The sequence below is a fragment of the Nakamurella multipartita DSM 44233 genome, assembly GCF_000024365.1.
GTDB lineage: Bacteria > Actinomycetota > Actinomycetes > Mycobacteriales > Nakamurellaceae > Nakamurella > Nakamurella multipartita.
On sequence record NC_013235.1, the window covers coordinates 2770477 to 2794115 of the forward strand.

Genomic DNA, 23639 nt, shown 5'->3' on the forward strand with positions numbered 1-23639 from the left:
CATTTTTGTCCTCCTCTGTTGATCGTGGGTTGGCTGCTGAACCCGTGGTCGCCTGGGTGGGCGCCGGGTTCCACTGCCCGGTTCGGGTCCTTGGTCGGAGATGGTGGTCGGGTCGGTGGGTCAGGTCAGTTGCGGCAGGTTCCGCAGCCGGGCCAGGCCGTGCAGGAGGAGGTCGCGGTGGGGTGCGTGCGCGGACAGGCGGAGCCAGGTACGGCGGGCTTTGCGGCCGATCCGGGCGGCGACGCTGAACAGTCGGTGCCGCAGCTTCTTGGGCTCCCAGGTCCGCGCCGGGGTGCCGGTGAAGGCGAGCATCTGCATCCATGCGGTCAGTTCGGTGGCCAGTTGCACGACCGCGATCCACACTTGATTCTGGGCAAAGTCGTTGAGGGGCAGGTTGTTCAGGCCGGTGTCCTTCGAGTTGCGGATCCGGTCCTCGCAGCGGGCGCGGCGCCGATGCCGCAGTTCCAGATCCGCGAGCTGTCCGCCTTTGGTGTTCGTGGCGAACGCGGTGAGCCGGTTGCCGTTCGAGTCGGTGAACTTCAGCTGGGCACCGGGATGGGGTCGTTCGGCGCGGACGATGACCCGCATGTCCTTGGGCCAGCCCTTGAGCTTGAGGACCCCGGTCAGTTCGGCCACCCAGGCCCCGTCCCGGGGCTCCTGGTCGGCGTTGTACGCGGGTGTCCACGCCGCCTCCGGCAGGGCGTCGACCTTGGCGGTGATGTCGGTGGTCAGGGTGAACCCGACCGAGTACTGGACCCGTTGCCGGGCCATCCAGTCCACGAACTCGTGGGTTCCGCCGGCCCCGTCGGTGCGGACCAGCACACCGCGGCCGGGCCGTCGGTCCGCCGTGGTGCAGGGCAGTTGCGCGAGCGCGGCCTTGACCACGCTGATGTGGTCGGCTGCGGTGTTGGAGCCGGCGTTGCCCGGCCTCAGCAGCATCGCCAGGGGTTCACCGGTGCCGTCCGGGCCGTGGTCGGCCCACGCGCCGATCGGGTGGAACCCGAAGCCCTTCTTGAATGTTGCTGCTGCCAGCTGCTTTTCGGAGTGCGCGGTGACCAGGGTGGCGTCCACGTCGACGACCAGCGGCGCCTTCGCCGACCGGTCATGGTTCGGTGCGGCGGGTCCGGCCAGCTTCCACGCCCGGGCGCGGGCTGCCGCCCGCGCGGTGTCGATCGCCTTCAGCGCTGCCGTCGCGTCCGAGGCGAGGGTGTCGATCAGCCGGGACACAGTCGGGTCGGACGCCACATGACCGAACACGGCGGGCTCGGCCCGCAGTTGGGCGATGTCGGCCAGGCAGTCACCGCCGATCGCCAGCGAGATCGCCAGGTCGAGCAGGATCTTGCCCGGGTCGTGCACCGCCATCGGCTTGCGCCACGGCCTCAACGCCGCCGACAACCCACGACCCAAACCGACCCTGTCCGCGGCCAAGGCCAGCAGCACCGACCCGCCGTGGGACACCACCCGCTTGCCGGTGGCATCGACTCGGAGCGACGGGTACAGCCCGGTAGACTTCCGCATCGGAAAGGTGCTCCTGGTTCTGGTTCGATTGGTCCCTCAGCAAGACCTATCTTCCCAGGTCAGAGCACCTTTCCTCATGATCAACACTCTGCCGATCAGAATTACGATGAAAGCGGCAGGCTAACGTGATACTGCTGGACGTCACCGATTTGGGTGGCCCGTGGACCACCCTCTATCAAGGAACGGTCGTTGTCTCCATTGACCACAAGGGCGACTGGGATGTCCTGCAGCACACGGGCAGCACTCGCGACATCTGCACCGAGCTTTCGTGACGTCGCCGGTCTGGCTTGTCACCACCCAGACGGGTTGGGCACGGGTCGGGCCAAGATCATCGACCGGCGCTCGGCGTAGCGCTTGTTGTGATTCCAGCAGCGGATCGCTGACGAAAGACGACTTGGAGCTGGGGGCGTACTGACGTCGTGAGATGTCCTGGATCTGCTGCAGGCTCTGATCTCGCAAGGAGAATCGAGCCATGCCAGCACCACGCCAGTACGACCAGGAGACCCGTGACCGTGCGGTGAGGATGTACCGGGAACGCCGATCCGCGCATCCGGGTGAGTCGGCGATCGAGGCCCGCCGGCAGATTGGCGCGCTGATCGACGTGAAATCCGAGACCCTCCGGGGGTGGATCGAGCGGGCCGAGATCGACGCCGGGCAGCGTCCGGGCACCAGCAGCGACGAACACACCGAGTTGGTCCGGCTGCGCCGGGAGGTGGCCGAACTACGCCGTGCGAACGAGATTCTGCGCACCGCTTCGGCTTATGTGGGTGATCGGTGTCAAGTAGCGGTGTCGGCGAGTCGCTGAAGGAGTCCGTCGTAGACCTTCTGACGGCCGCTTTGACCCTTGCGGGCGGCGTCGTCACGTTGAGCCTGCAGGGTGGGTCGGAATTCGATGGTGGTGACGAAGAAGGTGCAGGACTCGCAGATCGTTTCGTAGTGGCATTCGAGTTCGGCGGGTCGGGTGCAGAAGCCGTTGCCGAGCATGCGTTTGCTGTGTTCGGCGCGGAGTTTGCGCATCGGGGCTGGTTCGTCCGCGGCGGGTAGCATTGCGGGTTGCTGCTGTTGGTAGAGAGCTTGGACCTTCTCGGTGACGGTGAAGTACTGGTCGGCGACGGTGCGGTCGGCGATGCGCGCGTAGACCAGGGTCATGCTCATCGTCTTGTGGCCCAGCAGCGCGGCGATCGCTTCGAGGCTCATGCCGCGGTTGATTGCCTGGGTGGCTAGCGTGTGCCGGAGTTGGTGTGGGTGCACGTGACCGATACCGGCTGCGGTGGCGGCTGTTTGAACGGCGTGGTCGACTCGGGTGGGTGGGATCGGCCGGCCCCGGTCGGTAAACAGCAGGTGGCTGTTTTGCCAGTCGGGTCGCTGTTCGAGCCAGTTGTCGATCATGGTTTTCAGTTGCGGGTGGAGAGGAACGTAGCGGTCGTTGTGGAGTTTGCCGACAGGGATCCGCAGCCAGTAGGCGGAGCCGATCTGCACAACGGCGTCGGTGGTCAGACCGAGTAGCTCACCCTTGCGCATGCCGGTGCGGGCCAAGATCTCGATGGCGAGCCGACCGAACGGGTCGGGCAGCTCCCGTGCCGCGGCCATGAACTTGGCGGTAGCAGCGTCGTCGAGGAACCGGGGCAGCGGCTTGTCTTTGGCCGGCCGGTCGGAGGAGAAGACCGGTGGCCGAAGGGGTGCGTCGGGGTAGCCCCATTCGATGATCCGGCGGAAGAACGCGCCGAGGTGACACATCCGCATCCCGATGGTCGTTTTGCTGATTGTGCTGTTCTTGCGGTAGCCGCCACGCCCGGCCAGCCAGGTCCCGTAGGCCTCGATCTGCGGCCGGCCGATGTCGGCGACCGTCGTGACGCTGCTGGTGGAGATCAGGTGCCCGGCGATCTGCCGCAGGGTGATCTCGATGCTGGCGACCGATGAAGCGCGCAGGCTGACCCGCAGCTGGTCCAGGTAGCGGTGCATGGTGGCGGCCATCATCGGGGCGGCGGCGGTGATCTGGTCCCAGCTGGTCTCCGGCACCGACCGGGCAGCCCATGACTTGCGTGTCGTGGGTCGGGGCGCTTGGCCCCGGTGGAACATCACGGCGTCCAGGCCGAACAGGGGGGTCGCCAGTGTTGTCGGGATCGTGCCGCCGTGTTTGGCGACGACCGCGGCCCAGAACGCGGCCCGCCCGGCCACGTAGTTGTCGCTGCTCAGTTCGTCCGGGCGGCTGCCGGTGATGACGCAGATCTGGGCGAGCTTGGACCACATCTTGTCGATCTCCAACCGATTGAAACTCAACGACGCGGCCTGGCGCCGGAATTGGTTAGCCTGCTCCGGATCTCGGTTCGCGACGTGATGGCCCCACCTCGACGTCACGGCTGCGACGTACTCGGCCTCGACCGGGACCCGGTCGTGCACGACAGCGAAGTGCGCGAAGGCTCGCGCCTGGTCTCCGGCGGCGAGCCGTTCGGGCACCGAGCAGGCCCGCCAACCGCTCACGTCACCGAACTCGGTGACGAACCGCCCGATGCTCCGCGACCGGGACAGTCGTGCCGGCTGGGTGCCAGCGTCGGCCAGGTAGGCCGCCCGAGCCTGGCCGATCCCGGGTTCCTCGGCCCGGGCCGCGGTCGATTCGGCGGTCCCGCTCATCCTTGAGCTCCCGCGATGTCGTCGAGGATGTCCATCGCCTTTCGGTACTCGTCGACCAGCCAGTCCGGGGCCAGATGCAGGTAGATCTTGGTGGTCTCGATCGAGACGTGCCCAGCCTGGGCCTGGATCGCCTCCAACGCCATCCCGGATTCGCGGAGCCGGGTGAAGCAGGTATGGCGCAACTCATGGCAGGTGGCGTGGGCGAGCCCGGCCCGCCGGCGGGCGCCGGAGAGCACCTCGTCCACCCCGGCCGCGGACAGCGGCTGGCCTCGGCGTTGTCCCTTCAACACAACGAACACCTGATCGGTGTCGGTGTCTGGTCGCTCCGTGGCGTAATAGCCGGCCAGCTCGGCGAAGAACACCTTCCCGACCGGCACGACCCGCTCGTGGCCGCCCTTGCCGGTGACGAACACTCGCCGCTCGCCCGGTTGGACGTCACGATGCCGCAGGCCCAGGACCTCGCAGCGGCGAAGGCCGCCGAGCAGCATCAGCCACACCATGGCCCGGTCCCGGGCCGTCCGCAGCGCGCTGATCAGCGCGTTCACCTCGGCCGGGCTCAGGATCCGCGGCAGCCGGCGCGGCGCCCGGATCAACGGAGCACCTCGCACAGGTGCCCGGCCCGGCCGAGCAGACAGACTGCGCGGCACCGGGTTCCGTGCCACCAACCCGCGAATGGCCAGATACTCGAACAGGCCGGAGACCGTCGCGAGACGCCGCTTGATCGTCGTCAACGCCAACCCCGACTCGCCATCGGCGAGCCGGACCACGTTGCCGTTACGGGCTGCCCGCTGCCGCTCGATGAAGCGAAGGACGTCGGCCGTGGTCACCTCCACCGGCGGCCGCCCCACGACCGTGAAGAACACCTTCAGGTCGAACATCTGAGCCAGCAGCGTATTCGGCCGACACCGCGCCGCGACGAACCGCAGGTACTCGTCCAACAGCACCTCCCCGAGCCGCGGCACCTCCCCGGCCGGGCGCTGCAAACAGGGCACGAACTCCATCACGGGACCTCCTCGCCCGGCCCCAACCCGGGGCCGGGCACCAAGGCTGACACCCGACGTGTCAGATCACCCGCATATCAAGCCGTTTTTTGCAGCGGCGGAGCTCGACCGCCGACTCAAGTGATCTGCGCCTACATCGACGCGCACAAGCATCGGTTCGGGGTCGAGCCGATCTGCCGGGTGCTGTCCGAGCACGCCATGCCGATCGCCCCGAGCAGCTACTACGCGCACCGCCGCCGGCCGGTCAGCCCGGCGCTGCGGGCCGAGGCGGAGCTGGTCAACACCGTCATCGACCTGCACCGCGAGCACCACGGCGTGTACGGGGTGCGCAAGATGTGGCACCTGATGACCCAGGAAGGGCACCAGGTCGGCCGGGACCAGATCGCCCGGCTGATGAGCATCGCCGGCCTACAGGGCGTGCGCCGCGGCGATCACACAACCACGACGACCCGGCGCCGCACGACCGATGACCGGCCGCGACCGGCGGACCTGATCAACCGGGACTGGGCGGCGCCGACCCGGCCGGACCAGTGGTGGGTCGCGGATTTCACCTACGTGTGGACCCCGGCCGGGTTCTGCTACGTCTCGTTCGTGGTGGACGTGTACTCCCGTCGGATACTGGGCTGGCGGGTCGCCTCGTCGATGACGACCGCGCTGGTCACCGCGGCCTTGGAGCAGTCCCTGTTCACCCGGCGCCGCACCGATACCCGTTTCACGGCAACCGGTCTGGTGCATCATTCGGATGCCGGGTCGCAGTACACATCGATCGCCTACACCACCGCGCTGGTCGAGGCCGGGATCGCGCCCTCGATCGGTTCGGTGGGCGACGCCCTGGACAACGCGCTCATGGAGTCGACCATCGGCCTGTACAAGACCGAGCTGATCGACCGGTACCGGCGCTCTTGGGCCGGCCCGCAGCAGGTCGAGACCGCGACCGCCGGCTGGGTGCACTGGTTCAACACCCGCCGACTGCACTCCTCGATCGACTACCGGCCACCCGTCACCTACGAGCAGCTGTACCGTCAGCAGACCAGCGCCCCGACCGGGGAGGCTGCGTAACCCGAGCCTCCAGCAAATCCAGGGCGATTCATCGCGCAGGTGAGTCCTGGTCACCAAGCGGCCAACACATGTCGCTCGCCCGGTGGCGCGCGGCTCCGTCGTCGAGCTCGCCAATGGTTAGCCGTTCAGTACCCGAGATCGAGCCGGCCGTCGTCCTCGTGCACCCAGATTGGGTTCTTCCTCCAGGCCAGTTGCTTGAGTGTAATCAGGTACCAGGTGCCAGCTCTGTCGGGCTCGTTCGACGAGGCGGTCTCAGCGTCGACGTCGCGGTGGCCGATCGCGTGCACCCGACACTTCACGTCGAAGTCGCTGCCCACAGGCTCGCGGCCGTCCTGGATGTGGACCCGGTAGGTGCCCCGCAGGTTAGTCGTGCACGACACCATCACGAAGGCCGGATCGTTGTCCATGCACCCACCCTATAGAGGACGTGAATCGGTCACACGGGCCGATCGCAGCGCCCAGGGAGCCTGGTCGTGTCAACTCGGTTCTTGAGAGTCGATGGGGCTCCGGGCCTCCGACCTGCGGCGGCGTGTCGGGTGCCCGCGACCGCCGCCGGTCGGGTGATCGACTGCGGGCGCCGACCCGGCTTGGGCGCAGGAACGGTTGGCCCAGGTGTACGACGTCGCGGCGGCGGCGAAACGGCTTGGTGTTCGTGTGGTATGGGCCTGATCCGGCGGGCCAGCGGCGTACGCGCAGCAGGTCACCGCGGATTTCAGCTCAACCTACCTCGGGATCAGCGCTCCGGCCGCGCATGAAGGGCATGTCGCCGCGACCGTCGCGGTCGAGCGACCGGAGGTGACGAGGGATGGCGACCTACGACATCCGACCCGTCGACGCGGTGATGCCTCGGAACCCGGCGTTCGACGAGCGGGCCGCCTGCCGCGGGTTGGACACCGAACTGTGGTTCTCGCCGAATGCGGTGGCACGCGAGTTCGCCGTGGAGACCTGCGCGGAATGCCCGATCCGGAGCATGTGCCAGGAATGGGGGATCGCGTCGAGGCAGACGGGAATCTGGGGCGGTGCACTGCTGGACCGGGGCCGTCCCGAGGGGGCCACGCGTGGCTGGCGGAACCCATATCCGACCCGTCCGGCGGGCCCTCGGCGCCGTCGTCCCGTGCCCGCGTGAGCGCGGCCGGCCATTGGCTGCCAACCGGCCAGCATCGCGAGTACCCAAGCGCCATCCTGGTCCTCTCTGGCCAGGTGACGCGCGTGACTGGATCCGGCGAATCGACGAGGGGAAGCCGATCCTTGCCCGGCCATGCCACCCGGCCGATCCGCAGGACGGTGTTCTCCTGGCTCGGCTGCGGTATTGGTCGGGCTGCGGTGGCCGCAGGCCGTGCCGACCCTCAGCGAACTTCGCCGCCCGCGTCTGGTTCGCCGTCGAGGCCTGGACACCCCGTGAATCCTCGCAGGCAGGCGTGCGACTCGGGACGGGTCCGATGAAGCGGCTCACTTGACGATCAGGACGGGTCCCGCTCGACCACGGGATACGAACGGGCCTCCTCAGCGATCTCGCCACGCATCTGCCCCTGTCGGATGTTCGTCCCTGATGCTTGGAGCAGCATCCGCGCCGGCACGAGATGTTCCTGGTGCAGGTAGTCGCCGTGCTGGATCTTCACCTGGTACCGGACGGCGCCGAGCCAACCGACGCTCGACAACACCCAGGCGTCCAACATTCCGACGACCTGGACGGACAGTTCGGCCAGCACGGTGACGTTCGGCCTGCGGAAGTGCGGTGGCCGACCGTACAGGGCACCCAGGTCGATCAGGACCATTCGAGGCGGCTGAACCGGCCTGATGATCTCGGTCGTCGCCGGCGTGCCTGACCAGCGGGAGGGCTGGGCAGGATTCAGCACTGATCGATCATACGTTCGATGGTGCCTGCTGCCTGGTCTGGTCAACGGCCAAGCTCGAGGCGTCGAGTCCTGGTCCGAGCACTTCCGGATCGCGGCCCCCCAAGTCGTCGGCTCAGTTCTTGGTGTAGCCGGCGTCCCGGAGTGCGCGTTCTGCCTGACGTTGCGTCTTGCCGCGGGTCAGGAAGTCCGCGTCCTGACCGTCGCGGATCCGGTTGACGGTCTCCGTCAGGTCGGCCAACTGCTGCGAGACCCGGTCCAGCTTTCCGAATCCGTGGACGGCCGGGTCGAGCCACACCCAGTCGGGATAGAGGCTGCGACCGTAGTGGTAGCAGACGTTGTTCCAGGTCAGGTCGCGGCCTGCCCAGGAAATTCCGGATGGTTCCGCCCGCACTCGCTCGAATTCCTCGTCGGCGAGTTTGGAATCCCCAGCCTGGCGGACAGCTCGCATGGCTCGGACGATCGATCTGACTTGCCCTGCTGGCATCGGCGCCGGAGGGAAATGGGCTTCCGCTTCGACGGCTGCTTGATGGTGACCGGTGTCCCATTCGGCACATGCCTGCTTCGACTCGGAGCTGAAGGCGCGCTCTTGGGGTCTGGTTCCAGGATGGGCCTTCTCGATCCGATCCTTGACGAGTCGCTGCCGGACCGCTGCATGCGACCGTTGAACCTGCGAGAGGACAGAGTCCGGAATCGGGCAACGACGCCAGAACGCGACGAGCTGCTCGGCATTGATCGGTTCCGGGGGGTAGGAGTAGCTGCCATCAGCGTTGTATTCGTCCCACTCCGTTTCCGGCATGCACCCATCATGAGCGTCGTCGCCGAGGGTGGCACGCGTGGTTGTGTCAGGTTTGAGTGGCCCCGCCGGAGCAGGGAATCGCAGGTTTGAGTGGCCCCACCTGCGACTCTCCGGGCAGGTTCTGTCAGGTTTGGGTGGCCCCACCTGATCGTCGTCGGAGGCGACGACGTCAGGAGGAGACGTGAGGTCCAAGGTCATGCTGTTCGAACAGATTGAATCCCCCCGGCGTGTCCGGAGGCTGTCTCAAACGGTGAGTCCGGCGGTTTGCTGGGCTCGGTGGTGAGCGTAGAACGCGTCCTCGAGTTCGGCTGGTGGGATGTCGCCGCAGTACTCGTGCAGGCGTCGGTGGTTGTACCAGTCGATCCATTCGGCGGTGGCGAATTCGACGGAGTCGATGCTGCGCCAGGGGCCGCGGTGACGGATCACTTCGGCCTTGTACAGGCCGTTGATTGTTTCGGCCAGGGCGTTGTCGTAGGAGTCGCCGACGCTGCCGACCGATGCTGCGATGCCGACCTCGGCGAGGCGTTCGGAGTACCGGATGGATGTGTACTGGGACCCGCGGTCGCTGTGCGCCACGACGTGTTCCACAGTCCGGTCGGCCCGTTGACGGGTCCAGATGGCCTGCTCCAACGCGTCCAGGACGAGCTGTGTGGTCATCGTGGTCGCGACCCGCCAGCCCAGGATGCGGCGGGCGTAGGCATCGGTCACCAACGCCACGTACACCCATCCCGACCAGGTACTCACGTAGGTGATGTCGGCCACCCACAAACGATCCGGCACGAGCGCGCCGAACCGTCGTTGCACCAGGTCAGCGGGCCGCTGCGCACCCGGATCGGCGACCGTCGTCCGCTTGATCTTGCCCCGGCGGACACCGACCAGGCCGGCGGAGCGCATCAGCCGTTCCACGGTGCACCGGGCCACCGAGACGCCTTCCCGGTTCAGCTGCAGCCACACCTTCCGGGCACCATAGGTGCCGTGGTTGTTCTCTGTGTGGACCCGGCGGATCTGCTCGAGCAGGGCCGCATCCCGCACCGCGGCCGGCCGCGTCTGGGCGGGCCGGGCGGCGTGCTCGTAGTAGGTGGACGGGGCGATCCGCAGACCCAGGTGCTCGGACAGGACCTTGCAGATCGGCTCGACTCCCCACCGCAGACCGCCGGCCTCCCGGCGGCCTGCGTGGCGGCGGATGAACTCCGCGATCAGTGGGAAGGCCGGTCGAGCTCGGCCGCGAAGAAAGCCGAAGCTGCCTTCAGAATGGCGTTGGCGCGCTTGAGTTCTGCGTTCTCCCGACGCAGCCGGCGCAGCTCGGCCGACTCCTCCGAGGAGGTGCCGACCCGGGTCCCGGTGTCGACCTCGGCCTGCCGCACCCACTTACGGACCGTCTCGGCAGTACCGACGCCGAGCAGCTCAGCCACGCGGCTCATCGCCGCCCATTCGGACTCGTGCTCACCCGCGATCTCCGCGACCATCCGTACAGCCCGCTGCTTCAGCTCCAGCGGGTACCGCCTCGTTGAATCTCCCGGCATGACTCCAACCTTCCCAAGCTCTGGAGTCTCCGGACACGCCGGGGGGATTCAGATCCGGCGGGATTCCCGGGTGGAGGGCTTGTCGGTGCGGGCGTTGGCCAAGCGCCACCATGTGCACCGTCGAACGGTGCGGCAAGCGTTGGCGTCGGCGGCGCCGCCGGAGCCGGCCCGGCGCAGGTGGCAGTCCCGCAAGATCGACCCGTTCGTGACCGCGATCGACGCAATGTTGCGGTCGGATCTGACGGCCCCGCGCAAGCAGCGACACACCACGGTGCGGATCCTGGACCGGTTGGTCGAGGAGCATCAGGCGACCGGGTTGTCGTATTCGACGCTGCGGGCCTATGTCGCCCAGCGGCGGCGGGAGATCTGGGCTGAGGCGGGCCGGCCGTTGGCGGAGGTGTTCGTCCCGCAGACGCATCAGCCGGCCGCCGAGGGTGAGGTCGACTTCGCCGAACTGTGGGTGGATCTGCCCGCCGGTCGGACGAAGTGCTACCTGTTCACGATGTGGTTGTGCTTCTCGGGTCGGTCGGTGCATCGGGTGTTCCCGACTCAGTCGCAGGAGGCGTTCCTCGAGGGTCATATCGCCGCGTTCACCGAGCTGGGTGGTGTTCCAACGGTGCACGTGAAGTACGACAACCTCAAGTCCGCGGTCTCGGCCGTGCTGTTCGGCACCGACCGGCGGCGGACCGAGAACGAGCGGTGGGTGCTGTTCCGTTCGCACTACCAATTCGATGGGTTCTATTGCCTGCCCGGCGTCCACGGAGCCCACGAAAAGGGCGGTGTGGAGGGCGAAGGCGGCCGGTTCCGGCGCAACCATCTGGTCCCGGTGCCGAAGGTGAAATCGTTGGCCGAGCTGAATGTTCGGCTGGCCAAGGCGGACCGGGCCGATGACCACCGGCGGATCAACGGCCGGGTGCGCACCGTGGGCGAGATGTTCGCCATCGAGCAGCCCCTGCTCCGGCCGTTGCCGACCGAGGTGTTCGAACCGGGCCTGTCGTTGAACCCGCGGGTCGACCGGCACGCCCGGATCATGGTGCGTAACTGTCAGTACTCGGTGCCAGCCAAGTTCATCGGACGCCGGGTCCGGGTCCACCTCCGGGCGGGTGAGGTGATCGTGTTGGATGGCCGGACCGTCATCGCCACCCACGAGCGGTCGGGCCGTAAGGGCGCCCAGGTGTTGGACCTGGATCACTACCTGGAGGTGCTCAAGTACAAACCCGGCGCCCTGCCCGGGGCGACCGCCCTGGTCCAGGCTCGCGCCTGCGGGGCGTTCACCAGTGCGCACGAGGCGTTCTGGGCGGCGGCCCGCAAGGCTCACGGCGACGCCGCCGGCACCCGGGAACTGATCGACGTGCTGCTGCTGCATCGGCACATGCCGGCGGTCGACGTCGTCGCCGGGTTGACCGCCGCCCTGCGAGTCGGCGCGACCCAGGCCGATGTGGTGGCCGTGGAAGCCCGCAAACAGCAGCGTGGGGCCACGCAACCCGAGCATCCCGTCGGTCAGGACGACAGTGCCGGGCAGCGGGTGGTCAGTCTGACCGAGCGGCGGCTGTCCGACCCGACCGCGGTGATCGCCGGGCTGCCGCCGGATTCCCGGCCGTTGCCGTCGGTCGACCGTTACGACGAGCTGCTCACCCGCCGCAAGACCGCGCCGCCGGCGGCGGACCTGTCGAAAGGCAACGTGTCATGACCGCACCGATTCGCCGCCGCCGCGGCCTGACCGAGCAGGCCGCGTCCGCGGCGATCGACACGGCCTGCCGGCAACTACGCCTGCCGACCGTCCGCGGGCTGGTCACCGACATGGTCACCGTCGCGGAGAAGGAACAACTCACCTACCAGGGATTCCTCGCCGAGCTACTCCTGGCCGAATGCGACGACCGGGCCCGTCGCCGCTCTGTCCGCCGGGTCAAGGCGGCCGGCTTTCCACGAGAGAAGTGGCTGGCCGATTTCGACTTCGACGCGAACCCGAACATCAACTCGGCGACCATCCACACCCTGGCCGGATGCGGCTGGATCCGCGCCGGGCAACCGTTATGCCTGATCGGAGACTCCGGCACCGGCAAGTCGCATCTGCTGATCGGGTTGGGCACCGCCGCCGCGGAGAACGGGTTCCGGGTGAAATACACCCTGGCCACCAAGCTGGTGAACGAACTCGTGGAGGCCGCCGACGACAAGATCCTGGCCAAGACCATTGCCCGATACGGACGGGTTGATCTTCTCTGCATCGATGAACTCGGCTATATGGAACTCGACAAACGCGGCGCGGAGCTACTTTTCCAGGTTCTCACCGAACGGGAAGAGAAGAACTCCGTGGCCATCGCCTCCAACGATTCCTTCTCCGGCTGGACAAAAACGTTCACCGACGCCCGCCTCTGCGCCGCGATCGTCGACCGGCTCACCTTCGGCGGGAACATCATCGAGACCGGAACCGACTCCTACCGGCTGGCCCGGACCAAGGCCCAACAAGCCGCCAGCTAAGACCCATCAACGTCAAGCTCCAGGCGGGGATCCGCTAAACCAACCTCGCCCACGGGTGGAGCCAACCAAACCTGACATGGTGGGGCCAACCAACGTTGACAAACCCACACGCGCGGGTTCCTCCAGCTGCAATGAGGATGAGGGCGCCAGATTCATCCGGCGATCGAACCGGCCATCTGAGGTTCGAGGTTGGTCGTCCCTCCGTGTGATAATGACGCCTCGGCGCCTTGATCATCTTCGAAGGGGCTGGCGGCGTCAGCCAGGCGTCGCGGTCGCGGCGATGGCGGACCGGCAAAATGATTGGCGGCAGGGTCAGGCTGCCCAATGACCTCACCAGTGACCTCTTGGTCGTCGTCGCTCCATCTGCGTCCGTTCGGGCGGGCCTCAGCGGCTTGATCACTGAGAGTTGGTGGTTGCCCGGTCGAAGACGTCGGCGGACCCCGGGGAGGCTCGTTCCCGCCGCTGGTTGTCGCCGCGATGTTCTTGCGGTACTGGTGAACGCGGTTGCGCAGGGCCTGGCCGGCGGCCGCGGTCATGGCTGTCGCGACGGGCGAGGCGATCGCGGCCCCGCCGGCGCCGGCGACGGTCTGGGCGGCGGCGACTACGGACAGCCTGGAAGCCGTAGAGCTGCTTGACGACACTGAACCGGCCCGGATCGGGGTTCCGGATCGATGACCCGCCGGGTGACCAGCTGATCTGCCCGTTGTAGCCTTGCGCGGCTTGGTCGATCGCGTCGTCGTCAGGGTTGTCCTTGGCGCCGAGGTCGGCCATGTAGTGGGCGGCGCCGAAGACGGCGTCGGCGAACAGCAGGACGTTCGGGTGCTCGGGGGAGCGGTAGGTTCGCTCCCAGATGGGCCCGAACTGGAATGGGCCGCGGAACGTGCCGCCCGCTGGCCACAGTCCGGTGCTGCCGTAGGTGGCCAGTTTCCATTGCGGGCTGCTGGTGCTGAGCCGGAACGCGGATAGGTTCCGGCCGTTGTCGTAGTACTGGTTGGCGAAGCTGAAGCCGTTGTTCTCGGTCAGGTAGAGCGCGGCGACCACTGACGGTGGCACGTCGTAGGCCTGGCCGGCCCGGATCGTCTCGGAGCGCATCGGCTCGGGGATCATCGCCGATGACAGCCCACCGCCGACGATGCCGGCGGATCCAGTCGATGCGGTGGTGGCGCAGGCCGCTCGAGGGATCAACGACCATCGCAACGCGATGTCGTAGACGGCGCCGGCGAAGGAATCCGAGTTGCCGGCGATCGGCAGCCGGCCGATGGCCGCGACCCAGGCGGACCGTTGTTCCTGCACAAGGTCTTGCATCCGTGCGGGGAACGCCAGGACCGTCGGACCGCCGTTGGCCTTCACCGCGCCGTCGACCAGCGTGCTGATCCGGCCCGGACCGATGGTGGCGGCCATGTCCGCGGCCAACAGTGCGCCCAGGGCCTGCTCGGAGCCGGCAGCGTCGGTGGACGTGGCCGCCCCTGTCGGGGCATCGGGGTGGACGTCGAGTGTTGTGTGGCCGCTCGTCGCGCCGGTGGGTGCGCTCGATCGCGTGGATGTCGCGGTCAATGGGTCGGTCGCCGGCGGAGTGGAACCGGTGGTGGTGAGCGCGCTTTCCATCAGATCGGTGCGGTTACGGACGTCGACGTGCAGGTGGTCGCAGCTGTCGGCGAACGTGTAGACCAGGCTGCTGTCGGGTGGGAAGACTGGGTTGACACCGCACTGCTTCTGGCCGATGCCGCCGTGCACATGGCTGCCGTCGCCTTGGCGGGGGAGCGCGGCCAGGAAGTCGGTGGCGAAGTCGCTGGCGATCTGCGCGTCCGCACCGACGAAATCGAGGCCGGGGCTGGATGCCTGCCCGGTCTGCCGGTTCAGCAGACCTTGCAGGTCGACCGCATTGCCCTTCGGGTGCTGGAAGCTGCCGGTCTCGCAGTACTCGCGGTCGCCGGGGAACCCGAAGTCGTCGATGGTGATCTTCCACCTGGCCGTCGTGAGGCCGGCCAGTGCGCCGAGCAGGATCGGGGAGAGCACCATCGGCTCACCGCAGGAGTTTACCGTGGGTTCCCCCGCCGCGGTGGCCCGCAGACCCTCCCGGGTGGCGTCCTGCTGGAGGGTGACGGTCGGGTCGTCGCCGCTGCTTCGGTCCAGGAGCTGCTGGGCGTAGGTCTTGGCGTCTGCCGGGGTGGTCCCGGTGATCGGCGCGTTGGCCGGGTCGGTGGTCGCGGCCTGCTGGTCAGACACCGCGTAGAGGGCTCCAAGGATCTGCCAGGGAATGCCCTGGGACGCGGCGACCGCGCGGATGCTCGCGGCCCGATGCGCCGGCAGCCCATCGGCGACGGCTGCCTGTTCGCCTTGGGACTCGGCTCCGGCGTGGCTGCCGACGGCAGAGATGGTCGCGATGAAGACGACCGCCCCGATGCCGGCGGCGATCATCGCCAAGATCAGGATCGGCACCAGGTACGGGGTCAAGGCGATGATCAGCTTCGACTTCGCCTTCCGGGCCGCCGGCCTGGTGATGGTCGCGACCGGTCCGCTCTGCTCGGATTCCACGCTTGTCCCATGCGCGGACGCCGGTATCACCGGCGGCCAGGGATACGCGGGGATCCGGTCAGCTGCCGGCGGCGGCGTAGCTGCGCCGGGGTGGGACCGTGGTGCAAGCCGAGGCCGGTCAGCGCGCGAATCGCCGTCAGGTCGTCGGCCATCAGTCCGACGGCCGAGTGGACCTTTACAGGGCGCTGCCGGCCGGATGTCGGGTGGCCAGGTAGTCGGCGTCGTCGCTGGTGACCTGGAGGTAGAGATGATGCCATGAGATTCAGCGCCTTGAAGCCCACCTCAGGCCCGGGTCGAATGAGTGCACCGGTGACAAGGTGTTCATCTCGATCACTTCAGAACGTTTTAAGGCCGTGCGATCTGGCGGTGCTGGCGTGGTTCCTCGTCAACGGCGGGATGTCGGGCCCTGGTGACGCCCACCGCCGACCACCTGCAACCTCGAGGACCGCGTTCGGGTCGAACCGGTGGCGGATGATCAGCCCTTCAGTCTCGGCCTGTTGCCATTGCCGGGTCGGCTGGTGGGTGGCGTCGCTGAAGAAATCCGAGCCCATCAAACATGCGATGCCCTTGTCCCAGGTCAGGAGGGGCCGGAGGCCGCGGCCATGGGGCGGGAAGCGGAAGGGCCGGTCGAGCAGGTGGTTGCGCTGGTCGACTGCATCATGCGGATCAGGTGGCGAATCAACGGGGTCGACGAGGCCGATGATTTCGTCGTGCGCAGGATTCACAGGACAACGCGGGATCCGCAGGGTATGCAGAACTCTCAGAACCACGATCCGGCGTCCTTGGCCGCCAGCCAGGACGATGAAGGAGGGGCTGCGGCCACCGCCGCCGAGCTACGCCGACGCATCCGCGACGTTGAAGTGAAGATCGCCAACCTGGTTGCCTCGATCGAGGCTGGGATCGACCCCATGATGATCGCACCCCCGATCGCGGCTCGAACGGCCGAGCGCAACGAACTGCAGTCTCGGCTGCGCACACCCACCAGCGCGAAGCGCGCGTCTGGTCAGCAGATCCAGGACGAGGTCAACTTCTTCGGTGGAATCGCCCCGATGTTAGCCAGGGCGACGCCCGGTGAGCTGCTCGAGATCTAGAGCTCGATGCAGCTCCAGCTGATCTACCACCCTGGGTCCAGAACAGTAAAGGCCCAGGTCACGCCGGGGGTGTGTGAGAACGTGCGTGTCCGAGGGGGGACTTGAACCCGTCCACCGGACCAATCGCCCGGTGTCGCGACGTTCTTGACCTGGTGAAACGTCTGGAAGAACGTGGTCCGGCCCGGGCTGTAGGCCGGTCTGTTGGCCCACGATGGGCCAGGCTCCGCGTTCTGGCCTTCGGCCCTAGTAGTACTTTGTTAAGTTGGGTACTGAGCGTGGCATGTGGGGCAGACTCCGATCCAGTACGCGAGGAACCGCTGGAGTCTGTCCAGCAGGGCGTAGAGGGTCAGGCCTGCCCAGATGCTTTTGGGTTGGTCATTCGGAGCCGGGTCAGGAACACGTGCGCGGCGGTGACCAGGGTGGCGTGGTGGTGCCAGCCGGTCCAGCTTCGGCCTTCGAAATGGTCAAGGCCCACACCGGTTTTCAGTTCGCGGTAGTCGTGCTCGATCCGCCAGCGGATCTTGGCCAGACGGACCATGGTGGAGATCGGGGTGTCGGCGGGCAGGCTGGCGAGCCAGTAGTCGGTGGGCTCGGGCGCGCCCGCCGGCCATTCCGCGATGAGCCACTGTTCGGGCAGGGTGCCGTCGTCTGCGCGGGGGATGTCTCGGTTGGCCGGTCGGATCCGTAGAGCGGTGAACTCCGACCGCATCGCGGCGGTGCGGTTGGTCGGACCGGTCCTGGTTCCGCGCCGCCAGGTGACTTTGCGGCGGGCGCTGCGGCCAGCAGCCATGATCAGGTCCTTGCAGTTGCTGGGCGGGTCCGGGTAGGACGGTCCGGGTGGCCGGCCCCGCCCGGGCGTGCGGGCAGGGGTGACCGGTACGGCGTCGGCGGGATGGGCGCTGGTGGTGCCCTTGATCGCGAGGACGTAGTCCAGGTCCCGCTCGGTCAGGGCAAGCCGGAACGCGGTGGTGTCCCCGTAGCCGGCGTCCGCGACCACCACCGGGGGGCGGTGGCCCAGGGCCAGCAGGTCGTCGATCATCTCCAGCGCGAGCTGCCACTTCGGGCGGTGGTGCTGGGTGTCCGGGATCTGGCATCGACGCCGCCGGCGCCGCACCTCGGCGGCTGACTCTTCGGTCGATGCGGACCTATCGTCCCAGCTCACGGGCATGAACAGGCGCCAGTCCAGGGGCGCGGACGCCTTGTCGGTGACCGCGTGCACGCTGACCGCGACCTGGCAGTTCCCGATCTTGCCCAGGGTCCCCGAGTACTGCCGGGCCACGCACGCCGACTCGGTGCCCTCCTTGGCCTGACCGGTGTCGTCGACCACCCACGCCTGCGGCTCGATGGCCTGGATCGCCAGCCGGGCCAGCGTCCTGCGCACGGGAACCACGTCCCACGGCGAGTTCGTGATGAACTGCTGCAACCGCTGGTGGTCCACTCCCAGCCGCGCCGCCATCGGCTGCATCGACTTGCGTCGACCGTCCAGCATCAGCCCCCGCAGATACACCCCGGCGGTGGCCCGCTGATCCGATCGCAACAACGACGAGAACACCTGCCCGGCAAAGGCGTCCAGTTCCTCACCCACAGCAGCGAAACCAGCAGCATCCACACCCCAATTCTCTCCGAAAACCGGTGCAGCACAACGTAGACACGCCGACCTAACAAAGTACTACTAGTGTGCTGAGTCATTGATTCGCTGACAATATGCGGCGAGGGTGTCGAGGATGTCGTCTGCGGTCTTGGTCCAGACGTAGGGCTTGGGGTCGGAGTTCCAGTTCTCGGCCCAGTTGGTGATGTCCTTGGCGAGGTCTTTGACGCTGCAGTGGACTCCGCGGCGGATCAGTTTCATGGTGATTTCGGCGAACCAGCGTTCGACCAGGTTGAGCCAGGACGACCCGGTCGGGGTGAAGTGCAGGTGGAATCGGGGGTGCGCCAGGAGCCACTTGTGGATCGCCGCGGTCTTGTGGGTGGACAGGTTGTCCACGACCAGGTGGACGTCGTAGCCGGCCGGGACCGCCTTATCGATCGCGACCAGGAACTTACGGAACTCGATCGCGCGATGCTGCGGGTGCAGTTGAGTGATCACCCGCCCGGCGGTGGGGCCGGCAACCTCGAGGGCGGCGAACAGGTCCAGCGTGCCGGCCCGGATGTAGTCGTGGGTGAGGCGTTCCGGGGTGCCGGGCATCATCGGGATGACCGGCTGGGATCGGTCCAGGGCCTGCACTTGGGTCTTCTCATCCACGCAGAACACCAGCGCCTGCTCCGGCGGGTTCAGGTACAGGCCGACGACGTCGCGGACCTTCTCCACGAATTGAGGGTCCGTGGACAGCTTGAAGCTCTCCTGCCGGTGCGGTTTGAGCCCGAACGCCCGCCAGATCCGCGAGATCGCCGTCTGGCTCATCCCGGTGGCCGCGGCCATCGACCGCGTCGACCAGTGGGTCGCGTCGACCGGCTTGGACTCCAGGGTTTTAACGATCACCCGCTCCACCGCGTCGTCGATCACCGTGCGCGGCGCGCCCGGACGCGGCTCGTCCGTCAGCCCCTCCAGCCGGTGCCGCACGAACCGGGCCCGCCACTTGCCCACGGTCACCTTGTTGATGCCCAGCTGCTCGGCGACCGCGGTGTTCGTGTGCCCGTCCGCGCAGACCAACACGATGCGAGAACGCAACGCCAGCTGCTGCGACGAGGTGGGTCGACGGGCCCACCTCGTCAACGCTTCTCGCTCATCATCAGCGAGCTCGAGGGCAGCCTTCGGGCGACCGGGATGCGGCATACCGTAGTCTACCGAATTTGCTTGCCTTTTTCTGACTCACCACACTAGTAGTACTTTGTTAGGTCGGCGTGTCTACGTTGTGCTGCACCGGTTTTCGGAGAGAATTGGGGTGTGGATGCTGCTGGTTTCGCTGCTGTGGGTGAGGAACTGGACGCCTTTGCCGGGCAGGTGTTCTCGTCGTTGTTGCGATCGGATCAGCGGGCCACCGCCGGGGTGTATCTGCGGGGGCTGATGCTGGACGGTCGACGCAAGTCGATGCAGCCGATGGCGGCGCGGCTGGGAGTGGACCACCAGCGGTTGCAGCAGTTCATCACGAACTCGCCGTGGGACGTGGTTCCCGTGCGCAGGACGCTGGCCCGGCTGGCGATCCAGGCCATCGAGCCGCAGGCGTGGGTGGTCGACGACACCGGTCAGGCCAAGGAGGGCACCGAGTCGGCGTGCGTGGCCCGGCAGTACTCGGGGACCCTGGGCAAGATCGGGAACTGCCAGGTCGCGGTCAGCGTGCACGCGGTCACCGACAAGGCGTCCGCGCCCCTGGACTGGCGCCTGTTCATGCCCGTGAGCTGGGACGATAGGTCCGCATCGACCGAAGAGTCAGCCGCCGAGGTGCGGCGCCGGCGGCGTCGATGCCAGATCCCGGACACCCAGCACCACCGCCCGAAGTGGCAGCTCGCGCTGGAGATGATCGACGACCTGCTGGCCCTGGGCCACCGCCCCCCGGTGGTGGTCGCGGACGCCGGCTACGGGGACACCACCGCGTTCCGGCTTGCCCTGACCGAGCGGGACCTGGACTACGTCCTCGCGATCAAGGGCACCACCAGCGCCCATCCCGCCGACGCCGTACCGGTCACCCCTGCCCGCACGCCCGGGCGGGGCCGGCCACCCGGACCGTCCTACCCGGACCCGCCCAGCAACTGCAAGGACCTGATCATGGCTGCTGGCCGCAGCGCCCGCCGCAAAGTCACCTGGCGGCGCGGAACCAGGACCGGTCCGACCAACCGCACCGCCGCGATGCGGTCGGAGTTCACCGCTCTACGGATCCGACCGGCCAACCGAGACATCCCCCGCGCAGACGACGGCACCCTGCCCGAACAGTGGCTCATCGCGGAATGGCCGGCGGGCGCGCCCGAGCCCACCGACTACTGGCTCGCCAGCCTGCCCGCCGACACCCCGATCTCCACCATGGTCCGTCTGGCCAAGATCCGCTGGCGGATCGAGCACGACTACCGCGAACTGAAAACCGGTGTGGGCCTTGACCATTTCGAAGGCCGAAGCTGGACCGGCTGGCACCACCACGCCACCCTGGTCACCGCCGCGCACGTGTTCCTGACCCGGCTCCGAATGACCAACCCAAAAGCATCTGGGCAGGCCTGACCCTCTACGCCCTGCTGGACAGACTCCAGCGGTTCCTCGCGTACTGGATCGGAGTCTGCCCCACATGCCACGCTCAGTACCCAACTTAACAAAGTACTACTAGTTCTCCATGACCTCGCGACGAGACTACCGTCCGAGCGGTTTGGCTGTCGGTATGGCAGGGATTGAAAGTGATGGTGACACTTCCGGAGGAAGTCCGGGATGCGGATCGGGGAGATCGCCAACGGGGTCAGGCCATTGTCCGCATACCGGCGCAGGGCGCGCTCCAGGGCCAGGTTGTAGGCGGTGTGGTCGACCGCACCCTTCGCCGCGCCCTCGGCGGTCAGCTCGGGCCAGCGACGCAGAGCGTCCGGGTACTCGTCGACCGGGAACCAGGCCAGCGCGAGTGTCCGCACGGGCCGCCGGGCGTGGCTTCGTCCGGCGTCGTCGATCCGGGCGGTTCCCTGTCCGGCCGTTCGGTCGGGATGCGGGGCCGTCGGAACGGGGACGCCGCGGGCGGCCCGGGCATCGTTGAGTCCCGCGCCGCGGATCGGCGGGGTGGGGGAGCGCTCGATCGGTGGCGGGCCGGGGTGGGCTGGTCCAGGAACTGCCGGGCTCGGGTCTGCATCCGGTCGGCGGACCGGCCGAGACGGGACAGCACGCCGCCACGCAAGTCCAGCAGCTGGTCGACCAGGCGTTCCGGATCGCCGGTGGCCAGGGCAAGCTCGAGGCCGTCGGTCAGCCACATCAGCGCAGCGGCGTCATCGCCGAGGGCGGCGTATTCCAGGCCGGCGTTGTTGTACAGCCACACATCGTCGGGGGTTTCCGCCTTCACCTGATTCCACAGCGGTGTCGCCTCGGCGACGCGGCCGGCGCGCATCAGCAGCTCGGCGATCCGGCAACGGCCGTCCGGGCGTCCCCGACAGCCCGCGGCGATCGCCGACCGCATCGCCGCGTGCGCGTCGTCGGTGCGACCCAGCTGCTCGTAGACGTCGACGAGCTCATCCAACAGCTCCGGCTCGTGCCACCGGTCCGCGGCCGCCGGATCCGAGCGGCAGGCGGCGACCGCACGTTCCAAAACCGCGGCCGCGGCCACCGGATCCACCGGCCGCTCGGCCAGGACGCGGTCCAGCTCGCCGGCCAGGACGTCCAGGCTCTCCCCGGTCACTCGGCTCCTCTCGGGTCGACGACCAACCCCGGCTCATCGGTGGCCGACCTGCGCTCGGCCGCGGTGTGGGACTGGCCCGAGCATGACGAATGTATGGGTGATGGTCTGCGCCCGGCGTCGCCGGCCGAACGCGCCGAGGCACGCGCTGGGGAGGCAGGCCTAGTGGCGGCAGCCGGGATCCTGGCAGGTAGCCGCACGATCATGCCTGCCGGTTCATGTCCGACGACGACCGGCGGGTGCTAGGCCGCTGGCGGTTGGGCGGGTTGGGGCACCCGTGTCACCGGCCGGGAGGAACCGTTCGAGCCGACGGTGCGCGGGCTACGGTATCCGGTCGAAAGCCTGCTGGAGTTGCTGTCGTCGGGCATGTCGATTGATGACGTACTGCAGGATTATCCCGACCTCGAGCGAGATGATCTGCTGGCCCCCCTGGAGTTCGGGGCACTCACGGCCGGCGGCGGCCGGGTGGTTCCGCGCGGCGCTGCGCGAAGTTCCTCGTCGACGCCCAGCTTCCTGCTCGACGCGCCGGGTTCCTGCAGCAGGCCGGCCATGACGCCGTGCACACCTCCGCACTGCCGACGGGCAACCGCACGACCGACACGCGGATCACCCGGATCGCCGACGGTGAGTCCCGGGTCGTGGTGACCAAGGACCGAGACTTCCGGGACGGTCACCTGCTGTCGGGATCACCGCGCCGGCTGCTGGTCGTCGCGACCGGCAACATCACCGACACCGAACTGCTGGCACTGTTCCAGGACAACCTCCACACAATCGTCGATTCCTTCGGTGAAGCCGACTTCGTTGAGCTGGGACCGCACACGTTGGTGATCCATCAGCGGCGTGACCCCGGCCCGCCGGGCAGCGAGCCACCCTCCACCTGAGGCGGGCGCGCACATCGGCCGTCGCCGGTCGCCCGGACAAATGGCGGCATCACCCCCGCGATTGTCACGGCGGTCGGTTGGCGCAACAGACGCCACAACTTTCGAGGGGGGCTGACCCGGACTCAGGCCGACGACCATCAGACATGGCCGGTGCGACGCGCCGGATCGAGAGCGCCGGGCCGGAATCAACAGGGATGAGAGCGACCGAGCCCTGGCAGATCCGCGTCGGGACATCCCCACCGGCATCGTGAGCCCGGCAACGGACCCTGGCCCGGGCCTGATGCACCGACCGCGACAGTCTTTCCGGCGGGCCCGGCCACCCGCGCCGGCACGTCGGCGATGTGGCCCGACGGGACGCCGCGGTCATCCCGTGGCCGCCGACCCGCAACCAGCACTCTGGTGCGGCTCGGGCCGCACGTCGAGCTGTGCTGCGGCCCCCGCCGGGTCACGGTGAGCCGGCCGGTTCGCGAGCAGGTTCGGCACCGTCCGACCCAGTACGACCAGAGTCAGGTCAGTTGATCGAGCAGGTGCTGCACGTTCGTCTCCAGCCAACCCTCCACCGCCTTGCCGTCCTGGATGCGGAAGATCTCAATCCAGGTGGTCGTCACCATCCGACCGCTGGGCGGTCGTCCCATGAACTCCCCGCGATGGGTGGCTTGGTCGATGCCGCGCACGGCCAACCGATCTCCGGCTGCGAAGACGTCGGCCAGCGTGGTGACCAGGTCCGGGAACGCTTCCCGCTACTGCAGGACGGCCCGGCCGTAGTCCAGGGGGCCGACGATGCTAACCTCGAACGAGTTGTGGCTGATGAACTCGGGGGCCAGGAAGTCGGCGGCCGCCTCGATGTCCGCCTCATTCCAGACCCGCTGAAAGACCCGGCGGACAGCCGTTTCCAGTTCCGACATGACAGCACCACCCTTTCGGCCACGGACCCGTCCGGCGCGTCGATCGGTTCGTCGCCGGACCACGGGTCTGAGCC

At 67.9% G+C, this 23639-nt stretch carries 20 protein-coding genes, 3 pseudogenes and 1 other annotated feature; of the genes and pseudogenes, 10 read left to right on the forward strand and 13 right to left on the reverse strand.

The genetic code is table 11. The annotated features are described in order from the left end of the window. Nucleotides 1–120 precede the first annotated feature (120 nt). Complete coding sequence (locus tag NAMU_RS12515; protein WP_012814030.1) at nt 121–1518, reverse strand: IS1380-like element ISNml2 family transposase; 1398 nt, start codon at nt 1516–1518, stop codon at nt 121–123. Between the two features lie 125 nt (nt 1519–1643). On the opposite strand from NAMU_RS12515, the gene NAMU_RS29900 reads away from it, so the two are divergent. Next, the gene (locus NAMU_RS29900; RefSeq protein WP_015747771.1) at nt 1644–1790 is read left to right on the forward strand and encodes a hypothetical protein; all 147 of its coding nucleotides are present in this window, start codon (nt 1644–1646) and stop codon (nt 1788–1790) included. 200 nt (nt 1791–1990) lie between these two features. Beyond that, on the forward strand, nt 1991–2323 hold the full coding sequence (locus tag NAMU_RS31775; RefSeq protein WP_015747772.1) for a transposase: 333 nt from the start codon (nt 1991–1993) through the stop codon (nt 2321–2323). On the opposite strand, the gene NAMU_RS12525 is transcribed toward NAMU_RS31775, so the two are convergent. Beyond that, the gene (locus NAMU_RS12525) at nt 2296–4149 is read right to left on the reverse strand and encodes a tyrosine-type recombinase/integrase (protein ID WP_015746554.1); all 1854 of its coding nucleotides are present in this window, start codon (nt 4147–4149) and stop codon (nt 2296–2298) included. The genes NAMU_RS31775 and NAMU_RS12525 overlap by 28 nt on opposite strands. Further along, nucleotides 4146–5150, reverse strand: coding sequence for a tyrosine-type recombinase/integrase (locus tag NAMU_RS29905; protein WP_015746553.1), 1005 nt, complete (start codon nt 5148–5150; stop codon nt 4146–4148). The genes NAMU_RS12525 and NAMU_RS29905 overlap by 4 nt, the downstream gene beginning before the upstream one ends. An 81-nt stretch (nt 5151–5231) precedes the next feature. Beyond that, nucleotides 5232–5363: a sequence feature (AL1L pseudoknot), on the forward strand. Between NAMU_RS29905 and NAMU_RS29910 the strand changes: the two are divergent. Next, nucleotides 5232–6209: pseudogene (locus NAMU_RS29910) on the forward strand (IS3 family transposase); the annotation flags it as partial. It overlaps the preceding feature by 132 nt. Before the next feature lie 125 nt (nt 6210–6334). On the opposite strand, the gene NAMU_RS12540 reads toward NAMU_RS29910, so the two are convergent. Then, entirely contained in the window at nt 6335–6616 is a 282-nt protein-coding gene (locus tag NAMU_RS12540; RefSeq protein ID WP_015747774.1) for a hypothetical protein, read from the reverse strand. A 434-nt stretch (nt 6617–7050) separates the two neighbouring features. On the opposite strand from NAMU_RS12540, the gene NAMU_RS28280 reads away from it, so the two are divergent. Next, nucleotides 7051–7335, forward strand: a complete 285-nt coding sequence (locus NAMU_RS28280; protein ID WP_245544919.1) for a WhiB family transcriptional regulator — start codon at nt 7051–7053, stop codon at nt 7333–7335. Between the two features lie 334 nt (nt 7336–7669). Here the strand turns inward: NAMU_RS28280 and NAMU_RS12545 are convergent, their stop codons facing one another. The 3 genes from NAMU_RS12545 to NAMU_RS12555 all read right to left on the reverse strand — a co-directional run bounded on the left by NAMU_RS12545 (nt 7670) and on the right by NAMU_RS12555 (nt 10384). Continuing rightward, a complete protein-coding gene (locus tag NAMU_RS12545; protein ID WP_015747776.1) occupies nt 7670–7984 on the reverse strand; it encodes a hypothetical protein in 315 nt (104 codons plus the stop codon). A gap of 193 nt (nt 7985–8177) precedes the next feature. Continuing rightward, the gene (locus NAMU_RS30985; protein WP_245544889.1) at nt 8178–8861 is read right to left on the reverse strand and encodes a hypothetical protein; all 684 of its coding nucleotides are present in this window, start codon (nt 8859–8861) and stop codon (nt 8178–8180) included. Between the two features lie 243 nt (nt 8862–9104). Next, nucleotides 9105–10384 (reverse strand): IS3 family transposase gene (locus tag NAMU_RS12555; protein ID WP_138180138.1). Its coding sequence is split into 2 segments (ribosomal slippage): nt 9105–10096 and nt 10096–10384, totalling 1281 coding nucleotides; the frame shifts between segments, so codons are not numbered across the junction. Nucleotides 10385–10454: 70 nt separating this feature from the next. Here NAMU_RS12555 and istA point away from each other — a divergent pair. Continuing rightward, entirely contained in the window at nt 10455–12074 is a 1620-nt protein-coding gene (gene istA / locus NAMU_RS12565) for an IS21 family transposase (RefSeq protein ID WP_015747780.1), read from the forward strand. Beyond that, nucleotides 12071–12862, forward strand: a complete 792-nt coding sequence (gene istB, locus NAMU_RS12570) for an IS21-like element helper ATPase IstB (protein WP_015745763.1) — start codon at nt 12071–12073, stop codon at nt 12860–12862. The genes istA and istB overlap by 4 nt, the downstream gene beginning before the upstream one ends. Before the next feature lie 396 nt (nt 12863–13258). Here the strand turns inward: istB and NAMU_RS12575 are convergent, their stop codons facing one another. After that, entirely contained in the window at nt 13259–15397 is a 2139-nt protein-coding gene (locus tag NAMU_RS12575) for a hypothetical protein (RefSeq protein ID WP_015747781.1), read from the reverse strand. A 464-nt stretch (nt 15398–15861) separates the two neighbouring features. Between NAMU_RS12575 and NAMU_RS12585 the strand changes: the two genes are divergently transcribed. After that, nucleotides 15862–16488 (forward strand): hypothetical protein, encoded by a 627-nt coding sequence (locus NAMU_RS12585; RefSeq protein WP_138180140.1) that lies wholly within the window; start codon nt 15862–15864, stop codon nt 16486–16488. A 346-nt stretch (nt 16489–16834) separates the two neighbouring features. Here NAMU_RS12585 and NAMU_RS12590 read toward each other — a convergent pair whose 3' ends face one another. Together NAMU_RS12590 and NAMU_RS12595 are read right to left on the reverse strand one after the other, a co-directional pair. After that, a complete protein-coding gene (locus NAMU_RS12590) occupies nt 16835–18097 on the reverse strand; it encodes an IS701 family transposase (protein WP_041368580.1) in 1263 nt (420 codons plus the stop codon). Nucleotides 18098–18160: 63 nt separating this feature from the next. Continuing rightward, on the reverse strand, nt 18161–19261 hold the full coding sequence (locus NAMU_RS12595; RefSeq protein ID WP_015747782.1) for an IS630 family transposase: 1101 nt from the start codon (nt 19259–19261) through the stop codon (nt 18161–18163). A gap of 111 nt (nt 19262–19372) precedes the next feature. Between NAMU_RS12595 and NAMU_RS12600 the strand changes: the two genes are divergently transcribed. Beyond that, nucleotides 19373–20635 carry an IS701 family transposase gene (locus tag NAMU_RS12600; protein WP_041368580.1) on the forward strand — a complete coding sequence of 421 codons (1263 nt, stop codon included), beginning with the start codon at nt 19373–19375 and terminating at the stop codon, nt 20633–20635. Between the two features lie 322 nt (nt 20636–20957). Here the strand turns inward: NAMU_RS12600 and NAMU_RS12605 are convergent, their stop codons facing one another. Further along, nucleotides 20958–21782 (reverse strand): tetratricopeptide repeat protein, encoded by an 825-nt coding sequence (locus tag NAMU_RS12605; RefSeq protein WP_015747783.1) that lies wholly within the window; start codon nt 21780–21782, stop codon nt 20958–20960. 309 nt (nt 21783–22091) lie between these two features. Between NAMU_RS12605 and NAMU_RS31780 the strand changes: the two are divergent. Next, a pseudogene (locus NAMU_RS31780) lies at nt 22092–22217 on the forward strand (DUF433 domain-containing protein); the annotation flags it as partial. Nucleotides 22218–22312: 95 nt separating this feature from the next. Continuing rightward, nucleotides 22313–22660, forward strand: a complete 348-nt coding sequence (locus NAMU_RS12610; RefSeq protein ID WP_052307922.1) for a DUF5615 family PIN-like protein — start codon at nt 22313–22315, stop codon at nt 22658–22660. A gap of 506 nt (nt 22661–23166) precedes the next feature. On the opposite strand, the pseudogene NAMU_RS28295 reads toward NAMU_RS12610, so the two are convergent. Both NAMU_RS28295 and NAMU_RS29255 read right to left on the reverse strand, forming a co-directional pair. After that, nucleotides 23167–23388 (reverse strand): annotated as a pseudogene (locus tag NAMU_RS28295) (ester cyclase); the annotation flags it as partial. Between the two features lie 12 nt (nt 23389–23400). Continuing rightward, nucleotides 23401–23565, reverse strand: coding sequence for an ester cyclase (locus NAMU_RS29255; RefSeq protein ID WP_138180142.1), 165 nt, complete (start codon nt 23563–23565; stop codon nt 23401–23403). Between the last annotated feature and the right edge of the window lie 74 nt (nt 23566–23639).

Excerpts from the sequence above, each read along its gene's own strand:
- NAMU_RS31775 (WP_015747772.1), top strand. The coding sequence starts at position 1,991 with ATGCCAGCACCACGCCAGTACGACCAGGAGACCCGTGACCGTGCGGTG.
- NAMU_RS12540 (WP_015747774.1), bottom strand. The coding sequence starts at position 6,616 with ATGGACAACGATCCGGCCTTCGTGATGGTGTCGTGCACGACTAACCTG.
- NAMU_RS29255 (WP_138180142.1), bottom strand. The coding sequence starts at position 23,565 with ATGTCGGAACTGGAAACGGCTGTCCGCCGGGTCTTTCAGCGGGTCTGG.
- NAMU_RS12525 (WP_015746554.1), bottom strand. The coding sequence starts at position 4,149 with ATGAGCGGGACCGCCGAATCGACCGCGGCCCGGGCCGAGGAACCCGGG.
- NAMU_RS12595 (WP_015747782.1), bottom strand. The coding sequence starts at position 19,261 with ATGCCGCATCCCGGTCGCCCGAAGGCTGCCCTCGAGCTCGCTGATGAT.
- NAMU_RS29905 (WP_015746553.1), bottom strand. The coding sequence starts at position 5,150 with ATGGAGTTCGTGCCCTGTTTGCAGCGCCCGGCCGGGGAGGTGCCGCGG.
- NAMU_RS12545 (WP_015747776.1), bottom strand. The coding sequence starts at position 7,984 with ATGGTCCTGATCGACCTGGGTGCCCTGTACGGTCGGCCACCGCACTTC.
- NAMU_RS30985 (WP_245544889.1), bottom strand. The coding sequence starts at position 8,861 with ATGCCGGAAACGGAGTGGGACGAATACAACGCTGATGGCAGCTACTCC.
- NAMU_RS28280 (WP_245544919.1), top strand. The coding sequence starts at position 7,051 with ATGCCTCGGAACCCGGCGTTCGACGAGCGGGCCGCCTGCCGCGGGTTG.
- NAMU_RS12515 (WP_012814030.1), bottom strand. The coding sequence starts at position 1,518 with ATGCGGAAGTCTACCGGGCTGTACCCGTCGCTCCGAGTCGATGCCACC.
- istB (WP_015745763.1), top strand. The coding sequence starts at position 12,071 with ATGACCGCACCGATTCGCCGCCGCCGCGGCCTGACCGAGCAGGCCGCG.